Below are 10,769 nucleotides of genomic sequence, written 5' to 3'. Positions count from 1 at the left end.
TCGCCCAGGGCGCGGTCTGGTACTGCGGGTATTTCTACACCCGTTTCTTCATGGAGAAGGTGCTGAAGGTCGATACGAACACGGTCGATCAGCTGGTGCTGATGGTCACCGTAGCCTCGGCCTTCCTCTACATCTTCTTCGGCTGGCTGTCGGACAAGATGGGGCGCAAGCCGGTCATGCTGTTCGGGATGATCCTGGCGCTGGTCGCCTTCTTCCCGGGCTTCCACGCCCTGACCCGCGCCGCCAATCCGGCGCTTGCGGAGGCCCAGGTCTCCAGCCCGGTGACCGTCGTGGCCGACCCCGCCGACTGCAACCTGCTGTTCGATCCGATCGGGAAGGCGGTCTTCTCCAGCTCCTGCGACATCGCCCGCATCGCCCTCTCCAACGCCGGCGTCCCCTATGAGACCGTCGACGCTCCAGCCGGCGCGCCGGCCGTGATCCGGGTCGGCGACGCCGAGGTCGCCTCGATCGATGGAAGCGCCATGGCCCCGGCCGCGCTGAAGGCGGCGCGCGCGGACCTCGAGGTCCGCGCCAAGGCCGCCCTGACCGCCGCCGGCTATCCGGCCAAGGCCGATCCGGCGCGGATCAACATGCCGCTGACCTGGGCCATCCTGATGATCTTCATGGTCGCGGCCTGCGCCCTGTACGGCCCCCAGGCCGCGGCGCTGGTCGAACTGTTCCCGACCCGGGTGCGCTATACGGCGATGAGCCTGCCCTACAACATCGGCACCGGCTGGGTCGGAGGGCTGCTGCCCGCCGCCAGCTTCGCCCTGGTGGCGGCGTCGGGGAATATCTATTTCGGCCTCTGGTACTCGGTCGCCTTCACCGTCGTGGCGGTCATCGTCAGCCTGATCTGGCTGCCGGAGACAAAGGGCCGCGACCTGGACACGATCGAGACCTGACGCGTTCCCTCCGTTTCTCCCCGAACCGGACGACTGACCATGAACACCTCCGCCCGCGACGCCGGCCTGGCGCTCCTTCGCGAACACGCCTTCATCGCCGGAGAGGCGGTGACGGGGGCGAAGCGGATCGCCGTCGATGATCCCGCCACGGGCGAGGTCATCGGCCACATCCCCGACCTCGGCGCCGCCGAGACCGAGCGGGCCATCCAGGCGGCCGACGCGGCCTTCCCCGCCTGGTCGCGGTCCGACCCGCACAAGCGCGCCGCCTTCCTGCGCGAATGGGCGCGGCTGATCGACGAGAACACCGAGGGTCTGGGCGCCCTGATGGCGCTGGAGAACGGCAAGCCGTTCGAGGAGGCCAAGGGTGAGGTCGCCTACGCCAACGGGTTCATCAAATGGTTCGCGGGCCAGGCCGAACGTCTGATCGGCGAGACCCAGGACAGCCCGCTGGGCCACGTCATCCTGACCTTCCGCGAGGCGGTCGGCCCCTGCGCCCTGATCACCCCGTGGAACTTCCCGGCGGCCATGCTGACCCGCAAGCTGGGTCCCGCCTTCGCCGCCGGCTGCTCCGCCGTGGTCAAGCCGGCCAGCCAGACGCCGTTCACCGCCCTGGCCCTGGCGGAGCTGGCCTACAAGGCGGGCCTGCCCAAGGGCGCGCTGAGCGTCATCACCGGTGACGCGGCGACCATCGGCGGGGTTCTGACCGCCTCGCCCCTGATCCGCAAACTGTCCTTCACCGGCTCGACCCCGGTCGGCCGCAAACTGGCCGAGCAGTGCGCCCCCACCCTGAAGCGGGTGTCGATGGAGCTGGGCGGCGCCGCCCCCCTGATCGTCTTCGCCGACGCCGACCTGGACCTGGCGGTGGCCGAGACCATCAAGGGCAAGTTCCGCAACTCGGGCCAGACCTGCGTCTGTCCCAACCGCGTCTATGTCGAGGCGTCGGTCGCCGAAGCCTACGCCGAAAAGCTGGCCGCCGAGGTGGCGAAGATCCCCGTCGGTCCAGCCTTCGAAGCCGGGGTCAAGGTCGGGCCGCTGATCGAGGACAAGGCCATCGCCAAGGTCGAGGACCACCTGGCCAAGGTGCAGGCCTCGGGCGGGCGAGTTCTGACCGGCGGGGCGCGCCACGAACTGGGCGGCCGCTTCTTCCAGCCGACCGTGACCCTGGGCGGCGATGACAAGCTGTTCCGCGAGGAGGAGACCTTCGGTCCGCTGATCCCGGTCTTCCCGTTCGAGACCGAGGACGAGGTGCTGGGCAAGGCCAACGACAGCGAGTTCGGCCTGGCCTCCTATCTGTTCACCCGCGACCTGGACCGCGCCTTCCGCATCGGCCGCCGCATCGAGGCGGGGATGTGCGGGGTGAACACCGGCCTGATCTCGACCGCCGTGGCTCCGTTCGGCGGGGTGAAGTCCTCCGGCTACGGCAAGGAGGGCTCGGTCCACGGCATCGACGAGTATGTGGACATCAAGGCCGTGACCCTGGCCCTGCGCTAGGCGCGACTTCGCTACGCGTCCGGGGCCAGCGGCCAGAGCCGGTCGACGGGCCGTTCCAGCACGCGGGCGGCGACCGGATGCAGGACCTCGGGCGCGAGCCGGCCCCGGCGAACCGCGTCGGCGAGCCAAGCCTCGATCGAGCCGCCCTCGCGCGACCAGCGATCCTCGCGCAGCAGGCCGTAGAGTCCCGCCGCCAGCACATGCATGCCGTCGTCCTGGGTGCGCCAGCGGTCGGCCGGATTGCGCGCCACGCCGAGGACTTCGCTGACGGTCTGGTCCAGCGCCTGGCAGAGGTCCTCGTTCAGGACGCCTTCCAGGGTCGTGTAGCCGAAGCGGGGATCATGCTCGCGAACGATGCGGGGGATCAGCGGATCCCTTTCCAGCACGGCCAGCGCCGCCAGGGCCGTCGGGCCGTCCATCGGCACGGGCGGATGCAGCAGCTCATGGGCGGCGATCCGGACGGTTAGGCCCACGTCGTAGTCGGCCGATTGCAGGAAGCGCTGGCCGTGCACCTTGATCCCATGGGGCTTGGAGAACTGCAGCAGGGTGATGTCGATGCGGGGATCGAAGGTCCGTCCCGTCAACTTCTCCTCGACCTTGATGATGTCGAAGGCCGGCAGGGCGGCGCGCAGCATGGTCAGTCCGGCCTCCAGCGCCGCGCCGGCCCGCTCGCGGCGCCAGGCGGGGAAGCCGGCGGTCTTCATCGCCTCCAGAATCGTGCGCGTCTCCGGCGCATGACGGACGAACCAGTCCCAGTCCTTCTGGTCCCAGTAGGGACCGGCCTGATAGGTCGGATGGACGATCGACTCCGGATCGGCCAGGGCGGCGATCATGTCGTCCAGGGTCGCGTCGCGGTCGGCGTGGGACAGGATGGTGTTCAGGTTCGGCGAGAACAGGCCGAAGCCGTCATCCTCGGCCGTCTGCCATAGAGCCGGGACGGCGCGCCGCACCGCCTCCGGCAGGCGGGGCGCGAAGGCGGCGACATCTTCGGCGTAGTAGCGCGTGTAGAGCTCACGGCCCGACAGGGGCGCCAGGAAGGCGATGGCGTCCTGCCCCTCGGAATCCTGCACCCGCCAGTCGGTGCGGCCGGGCGGACGGCTCGATCCCGAAGCTTGCGGCCGCGCCCGAGCAGACGACGGCATGGTCAGCAGAACGGCGGGCGCCAGGGGCGCGGCGAGGGCGGCGGTGAGGAGGGTGCGTCGATCCATGGCCCAGACCTAGTCGAGCCCGGAGCCTCAGGATTGAACCGACTTGACCCGAAGCCGTCCTGGCGGAAGGCCGGTCAGGGCGGCGACAGCGCGGCTCATGTGGGCCTGGTCGGCGAAGCCGAGCTCGGCCGCCAGCGCCGCCGGCGGGTCCTCGCGCCGTTGAAGCGCCCGAGCGGCCCTCAGCGCCCGCTGCTCGGCGCGGTATCGTCGGGGCGTCGTGCCGAAGACCTGGCGGAAGCCCCGGCTGATCGTTTCGGGCGCCAGGCCGGCCCCGGCCGCCCAGGCCTCAAGTCCGACCTCCGGTCCCCTGCGAAGCGCGGCCGCCAGCAGGTCGGGCCAGTCGCCTCCGTCGTCCGACGCGGGCGTCAGCGCTTCACGGAACAGCCCCAGGGCCTCGACCATGTCACGCCGGGCGGCCCGCGCGACGACGTCGGGATCGGCGATCCGGCCGACGCCGAAAGCCACTGGGTCGGCGAAGGGCAGGTTCAGCACCACCGCCCCCGAGGCCGACACGGCGTCCATGTGGGATTCCCAGGCGCCGTGGATCAGCACCTGGCCCGGCGCGGCGCGAAAGCGGCCCCGATCCCCCGCCTCGACATAGCCGCCGGACAGCACCAGGGCGGCGTAGGCGTGCGCGTGGCGATGCCGCTCCATGCGGCCGCCGGCGGTCAGGGTCTGGAAAAGCGAATGGCCCACCCCGCCAAACTGGGGGCGGGATCGGTCGGGGTCCAGTGTCAAACCGGTAATGCGCCGCGCTTGACCACCGTCCGCATCGCCACGCTGGACGACACCCGCGTCACACCGGGGATGCGGGTCAGTTCGCGAGAGTGGACCCGTTCCAGGTCGTCCACGTCGCGGACCACGAGACGCAGCAGATAGTCCGAGCCGCCGGTCATCAGATAGCATTCGACCACCTCCGGCACGGTGGCGATGGCGGTCTCGAAGGCGGTCAGGGCGGCTTCGGCCTGGGACGAGAGGGTCACCGTCACGAAAACGCTGATCGGCAGGCCGACGGCGCGTTCATTGATGATGGCGGCGTAGCGGCTGATCACCCCTTCGCTCTCCAGCGCCCTGAGTCTGCGCAGGCAGGCGCTCTCGGACAGGTTCACGGCGCGGGCCAGATCGGCGTTCGTCATGCGCCCGTCGCCCTGCAGGGCGCGAAGCATCTTCCGATCCGTATCATCGAGGGTGACAGCGGAAATCGTCTTCACAGGCGGCCTCGTTCGCAGATTCTGCGACTTTACGTCGATCAGTCAGCAAAAAGAACAGGAACCTGCGCGGAAACCGCCGCTAGATTGCGCGCGAAACGCGGCCGCCGCAGAGTGGCTCGTACCCGGTTCAGGCAAGGAAACTCCCCATGCGCGTCGGCGTCCCCAAGGAAATCAAGAAGAACGAGCACCGCATCGGCCTGACGCCGACCGCCGTGCGCGAGTACGTGTCCCACGGCCACGCCGTCTCGATCGAGAAGGGCGCCGGTCTGGGCGCCGGCTTCACCGACGCCGACTACGTCAAGGCGGGCGCCAAGATCGTCGACACCGCCGCCGAAATCTTCGCGAACAACGACATGATCGTGAAGGTCAAGGAGCCGCAGAAGGTCGAGTGGGAAATGCTCCGCGAGGACCAGATCCTGTTCACCTACCTGCACCTGGCGCCCGATCCCGAACAGACCAAGGGCCTGATCGCCTCGAAATGCGCGGCCGTCGCCTATGAGACCGTGACCAACGCGCAGGGCGGCCTGCCGCTGCTGGCCCCGATGTCGGAAGTCGCCGGCCGGATCGCCGTCTTCTCGGCCGCCGAGACCCTGCTGAAGCACAACGGCGGCATGGGCCTGCTGTTCTGCGGCGTTCCGGGGGTGGCTCCGGCGCGCGTGCTGGTGCTGGGCGGCGGCGTCGTCGGCCTGAACGCGGCCCGCATGGCCATGGGCCTGGGCGCCGAAGTCGTGGTGCTGGAACGCTCGATCCCGCGCATGGCCTACATCGACGAAGTTACGCAGGGCCGGGTCATCACCCGCTATTCCTCGATCGGCGCGATCGAAGAGGAACTGGTCAAGGCCGACGTGATCATCGGCGCCGTGCTGGTGCCGGGCGCCGAGGCGCCCAAGCTGATCAAGAAGGAACACCTGAAGTCGATGAAGCCCGGCTCGGTGCTGGTCGACGTCGCCATCGACCAGGGCGGCTGTTTCGAGACCAGCCACGCCACGACCCACGAAGACCCGACCTACGTCATCGACGGCGTCGTCCACTACTGCGTGGCCAACATGCCGGGCGCCGCCCCGCGCACCTCGTCGGAAGCCCTTAACAACGCCACCCTGCCCTTCGGTCTGGCGCTGGCGGACAAGGGCCTGGACGCCCTGAAGGACAACCCGCACCTGGCGCGCGGCCTGAACGTGCTGAAGGGCGAGCTGACCTATCCGGCCGTCGCCGAGGCGCTGGACATGCCGTGGAGCGATCCGTTCGGCGTCTGGGCCAAATAGGCCTTCCACCAGACCGACAGATGAGCGGGCGGGATCGGCGACGGTCCCGCCCGCTTTCGTTCTGGCGCCCGGTCATGAAATTATCTCGGGGCAGGCTGGAGTTCTCATCCTTTGTGAGGCCTCCGTCGCCGTGGCTAGCTTTCCCCGGCACAGGGGAGACGCGCCGATGTCCGGAATGAGAGTGATCCTGATCGTTGTGGTCGCGGTGGCGACCGTCAGCGGCGCGCTGGCCTGCACCGAAAGGCCCGAGGCGGAACCGCACCGTGCGGCGCCGACGACCGCGCCTCAGGAGATTGGAACGCACGTCGGCGTCTGGCGGCAGCCCGAAGGCCTGATCCAGACCCCCATCTGGCCCGGCGTCGCGCCGGACATGGCCGGCATGACCCAGCCGCCCGAAAGCGTCCTGACCAGGCACACGCCGGACGCCATCGGCGGCACGACCTCGCAGGCCGTCCTCGACGTCTCCGTCCCGACCATGACGGTCTTTCCGCCCAAGGGCCGCAACACCGGCGCCGCCATCGTGGTCTTCCCGGGCGGCGGCTTCCGCGTCGTCGTCCTGACCATCGAAGGCACGGAGATCTGCGGCTGGATCACCTCGAAAGGGATCACCTGCATCCTGTCCAAATACCGCGTCCCGGGCAGCAACCACTACTGGAACCCGGAGTGCCGCTGCAGCATCACGCCAGACGTGCCGCGCGCGCTGCAGGACGCCCAGCGCACCATCCGGCTGGTTCGCGCCCGGGCGGCCGAACTGCAGATCGATCCCGACAAGATCGGCGTCATGGGCTTCTCGGCCGGCGGGTATCTGGTCGCCCAGACCAGCAACATCTTTGAGCCCGCCTACACGCCGGTCGACGCCGCCGACCGGATCAGCAGCCGTCCTGACTTCGCCATCGCCTTCTTCCCCGGCCACATCTGCCGTCGCGGCGGCACGATGGATCCGGGCCTCCGCGTCACCGGACGGACCCCGCCGACCTTCCTGTTGCAGGCCTGGGACGATCCGGTGGACGACGTCTGCAACAGCACCCTCTACGCCCGGGCGCTCGACGCCGCCGAGGTGCCGGCGGAGGTGCATCTGTTCGCCAGGGGCGGGCACGCCTTCGGCCTGAGGCGTAAGGAGAGCCCGGATACCGTCTGGCCCGGACTGGTCGAGACCTGGCTGAAGGGAATCGGCGTCCTCTAGACGATCAGCGACACTAGGCCACCGCCCAGATCGGCGCCGGCCTGTCCGACCTGGCGGTCCATTTCGGCGACGGCCTTGTCCAGTTCGGCGGCTTCCTGCGGCGACATGGCGTCGTCGTCCTTGCCGGCCTTGGCGCGCTCGGTGGCGGCGCGGACGAGGGCCTTCAGTTCGGCGGCCATCTTGCGGACATCGGCCATCAACTCACTGTCGGCCTGCTGCTGGCCGCTGCGGCGGGCCATGTCGGCGACCTGCGCCTTCTGCTCGTCGATGGCCTGTTGATAGGGATTGGCGGTCTTGCCCACATCCCCCTTGCCGGCGTCGGTCTCGCCGGCCTGCGTTTCGCCCGTCGGGGTCTGCTCTCCGGAGGCGACGGGCGAGCCCTCGCCACCGGCGGCCGCATCGCCCTGGGCTCCGGCCGCGTCGGAGCCCGAGACCGGAGCCGCCGGCGCGCCGCCCACCCCCACGCCGGAGGTCACGCCGCCCGCCGCCGCATATTCCTTGACCGCCGCGCCCAGTTCGCGCGCGATCTGGGCCGCAATCCGCGCTGTGCCCTTCGGATCGACGGTAGCCATGGAGCGCAGCATCTGCAGCCGCGCCTTCAGCTGTTCGATCTTCTGGCGCGCCGCAGCCTTGCGCTCTTCCGAGGCCTGGCTGCTCTTCGCCCGGAGCGTCTCGGAGGCGGCCCTGGCGTCGCGCAGCCTCGCCTCGGCCGCGGCCTTGAGCCGATCCTCACGCGCCGTGTCCGCCGCCTTCAGCGGCGTCAGCATGTTCATCAGGCTTTCGGACGAGATCTTCACCCCGTGGAGGGTGAGGTGATGCGCGCCGCCTGTAAATCGCCGCTCTCTTGCGGCATAAGCCGCCGATGAAGTTTCTCGACCAGGCCAAGATCTATATCCGCTCCGGCAACGGCGGCGGAGGCTCCGTTTCGTTCCGCCGCGAAAAGTTCATTCCCAACGGCGGGCCGGACGGCGGCGACGGCGGCCATGGCGGCAACGTCTGGATCACGGCCATGGACGGCCTGAACACCCTGATCGACTTCCGCTACCAGCAGCATTTCAAGGCCCAGACCGGTCACCACGGCCAGGGCCGCCAGATGCACGGCGGCAAGGGCGAGGACGTGATCCTGAAGGTCCCGGTCGGCACCCAGGTGCTGGACGAAGACAAGGAGACGGTCCTGCTGGACATGGACTACGCCGGCAAGACCGAGATGCTGCTCAAGGGCGGCAACGGCGGCTGGGGCAATACCCGGTTCAAGGGCCCGTCCAACCAGGCGCCGACCTACGCCAATCCGGGCCAGGAAGGCCAGGAGCGCTGGATCTGGCTGCGGCTGAAGCTGATCGCAGACATCGGCCTGGCGGGCCTGCCCAACGCGGGCAAGTCGACCTTCCTGTCAGCCGCCAGCGCGGCCAAGCCCAAGATCGCCGACTATCCGTTCACGACTCTGGTGCCCAACCTGGGCATGGTCGACCTGTCGCCCACCGAGCGTTTCGTCATCGCCGACATCCCGGGCCTGATCGAGGGCGCCAACGAGGGCGCGGGTCTGGGCACCCGCTTCCTGGGCCACGTCGAACGCTCGGCCTCGCTGATCCACCTGATCGACGGGACGCAGGAGGACGTGGCCGGAGCATACCGGATCATCCGCGGCGAGCTGGACGCCTACGGCGAGGGCCTGGCCGACAAGACGGAATTGCTGGCGTTGAACAAGATCGACGCCTTGTCGCCGGAAGAGCGCGACGCCAAGGCCGCCGAGCTGGAGGCCGTATCGGGCAAGCGACCGTTCCTGGTGTCCGGCGTCTCCGGCGAGGGCGTGACCCCGCTGCTGCGCGCGGCCTGGAACGAGGTGCGCAAGACGCGCGGCGAGCTGACCCGCGTGGACGACGAGGACGAAGGCGTGGTCGAGACCCCCGGCGGCTGGGCGCCTTGATCCTGCCTTGAAACGCCCCTGTTCTCCCAAAGGAGAATGAGGGGCTCTTCGATGGTTCGACACGCTGCGCTGACGGTCGCCGCCATGGCGGTCTGTATGATCCTTTCCGGGTTCCAGAGCGCGCCCACGCAGACGCCGCCGCAACTGACTCCGGCCCTCGCGGCGTTGGCCGAGGACGCCGACGCCGCGAGAGCCTTCGACTACATGGCGCTGAAGGCGGAGGGCGCTGACCTCAGCGCCCTGTCCGACGCCGTCTTCCGTCGCGCCGTGATCGACGGAAACGGCCGCTGCCTTTCAGAGGCGGAGGCCGAACTCCAGGCCAACCTCGCCGCCGCCATGGTCGCGGCGGACGCGGCGGCTTTCGACGACGATCGCGCGGCGGCGGCCGAGGCCTGGGCGAAATGGGACCTGTTCGCCGAGGGGATCGAACACGGCCAGGTCGCCACCGAAGAGCCGTTCAAATGGGTCTCGGACCGCTATGCGCAACTCGAGAGCGAGACCAGTCCGCGGTCGCGGGAGCTGCTGCGCCGGACCGCGCGCGACCAGCTTTACCGCCACAGTTGGACCGGCGGCCCGCAGATCTGGGGCGAACTGAGCCCCGGCGCCAAGGGACGGGTGATGTCACGCCTGATGCGAGCCACCTGCCTGACCGACCGTGACAACACCGCCTGGCTGAAGGCCGATGTGGCGGCCAACGGCTGGTTCACGATCTCAGCCACGGGCGAACGAGCCTCGAGCTCGGCCTGGCTGATGGCCCAGCACGCCGACCGTGATCGCGACTTCCAGCGGCACGTGCTGGCCCTGATGGAGCCGCTGGTCGCATCGGGCGAGGTCACGCGCGGCAACTACGCCTATCTCTGGGACCGGATCGCCGTCAGCGAGAACCGGCCGCAGCGCTACGGCACCCAGGGGCGCTGCACGGGCCCCGGCCGCTGGGAGCCGAACGAGATCGAGGACCGCGACCGGGTCGAGGCGCTGCGCGAGGAAGCCGAGATCGGCAGCCTGGTGGAGTACGAGGCGCACATGCAGCCGCACTGCGCCGGGTTCGCCGGCTGACAGGATCTAGGCGAACCGGCTCCACTGCATGATCCAGTTCCAGTCCCACGATGCGCCGCCGTCGCGGGAGGCGCCCTGACGCCAGCGGCAGCTCGTGGCGGTGATCTGGTCCCAGCAGCCGCGGTAGATGACCGGTCCCTGATCGTCGGTCTCGGCGGCGTCGAAATCGCCGAAGCCGTCCACGAAACGGCCGGGCGTGCCGGTCGATCCGGGCACGCCGGTCCTGGCGTTCATCCAGTAGTCCAGCCAGACGCCGTTGGCGGCGTCGAGCGTGCGCAGCCCCATGCCGCTGAAATCCCTCGCCGGGATGCGCAGCTCCTCGACGCTGGCTACGCCGCCCAGGATGCTCCAGCAGGTCGCCTCGCCGTCGAACTCGTCCCAGTCGCCCGGAGCCTTGAGGCGCCGGTTCCGGATACGCCATTCGCCGGACAGGAAGTCGAACTCGCCCGCGCGCGCCGGGACCTGTGCGCGTGCGGGAACAGCGACCAGGGCGGGCGCGCCGGCGAGGCCGGCGGCGGCTTTCAGGACGCCC

General features: G+C 69.6%; 11 protein-coding genes. 6 read left to right on the top strand and 5 right to left on the bottom strand.

Features of this window, described 5'->3' with window-relative positions; all coding sequences use genetic code 11:
* On the top strand, positions 1–902 hold a 902-nt coding region (locus tag Q0C81_RS09675), incomplete at its 5' end, for an MFS transporter (RefSeq protein ID WP_291836928.1).
* Between the two features lie 39 nt (positions 903–941).
* Positions 942–2,393 carry an NAD-dependent succinate-semialdehyde dehydrogenase gene (locus Q0C81_RS09670; protein ID WP_291836926.1) on the top strand — a complete coding sequence of 484 codons (1,452 nt, stop codon included), beginning with the start codon at positions 942–944 and terminating at the stop codon, positions 2,391–2,393.
* Positions 2,394–2,404: 11 nt separating this feature from the next.
* Here Q0C81_RS09670 and Q0C81_RS09665 read toward each other — a convergent pair whose 3' ends face one another.
* The 3 genes from Q0C81_RS09665 to Q0C81_RS09655 are packed head-to-tail and all read right to left on the bottom strand — an operon-like array spanning position 2,405 to position 4,803.
* Positions 2,405–3,601: a hypothetical protein gene (locus tag Q0C81_RS09665; protein ID WP_291836925.1), complete on the bottom strand. Its 1,197-nt coding sequence runs from the start codon at positions 3,599–3,601 to the stop codon at positions 2,405–2,407.
* Between the two features lie 27 nt (positions 3,602–3,628).
* Positions 3,629–4,297, bottom strand: a complete 669-nt coding sequence (locus Q0C81_RS09660) for an AraC family transcriptional regulator (RefSeq protein ID WP_291836923.1) — start codon at positions 4,295–4,297, stop codon at positions 3,629–3,631.
* A gap of 38 nt (positions 4,298–4,335) precedes the next feature.
* Complete coding sequence (locus Q0C81_RS09655) at positions 4,336–4,803, bottom strand: Lrp/AsnC family transcriptional regulator (RefSeq protein ID WP_291836930.1); 468 nt, start codon at positions 4,801–4,803, stop codon at positions 4,336–4,338.
* Positions 4,804–4,958: 155 nt separating this feature from the next.
* Here Q0C81_RS09655 and ald point away from each other — a divergent pair, with 155 nt between their 5' ends.
* Both ald and Q0C81_RS09645 read left to right on the top strand, forming a co-directional pair.
* Positions 4,959–6,074 (top strand): alanine dehydrogenase, encoded by a 1,116-nt coding sequence (gene ald, locus Q0C81_RS09650; RefSeq protein WP_291836921.1) that lies wholly within the window; start codon positions 4,959–4,961, stop codon positions 6,072–6,074.
* Between the two features lie 181 nt (positions 6,075–6,255).
* Positions 6,256–7,257, top strand: coding sequence for an alpha/beta hydrolase (locus tag Q0C81_RS09645; protein ID WP_291836919.1), 1,002 nt, complete (start codon positions 6,256–6,258; stop codon positions 7,255–7,257).
* Here Q0C81_RS09645 and Q0C81_RS09640 read toward each other — a convergent pair.
* Positions 7,254–8,030 carry a hypothetical protein gene (locus Q0C81_RS09640; protein ID WP_291836917.1) on the bottom strand — a complete coding sequence of 259 codons (777 nt, stop codon included), beginning with the start codon at positions 8,028–8,030 and terminating at the stop codon, positions 7,254–7,256. The genes Q0C81_RS09645 and Q0C81_RS09640 overlap by 4 nt on opposite strands.
* A gap of 89 nt (positions 8,031–8,119) precedes the next feature.
* On the opposite strand from Q0C81_RS09640, the gene obgE reads away from it, so the two are divergent.
* The gene (gene obgE / locus Q0C81_RS09635) at positions 8,120–9,181 is read left to right on the top strand and encodes a GTPase ObgE (RefSeq protein WP_291836916.1); all 1,062 of its coding nucleotides are present in this window, start codon (positions 8,120–8,122) and stop codon (positions 9,179–9,181) included.
* Positions 9,182–9,232: 51 nt separating this feature from the next.
* A complete protein-coding gene (locus Q0C81_RS09630) occupies positions 9,233–10,237 on the top strand; it encodes a DUF6624 domain-containing protein (RefSeq protein WP_291836914.1) in 1,005 nt (334 codons plus the stop codon).
* 6 nt (positions 10,238–10,243) lie between these two features.
* Here Q0C81_RS09630 and Q0C81_RS09625 read toward each other — a convergent pair.
* A partial coding sequence (locus Q0C81_RS09625) for a hypothetical protein (RefSeq protein WP_291836912.1) occupies positions 10,244–10,769 on the bottom strand: 526 nt, incomplete at its 5' end.

Source organism: Brevundimonas sp. (assembly GCF_023259385.1).
GTDB lineage: Bacteria > Pseudomonadota > Alphaproteobacteria > Caulobacterales > Caulobacteraceae > Brevundimonas.
Note: the sequence above shows the minus strand (reverse complement) of the source record. Positions and strands in the feature narration are given on the sequence as shown.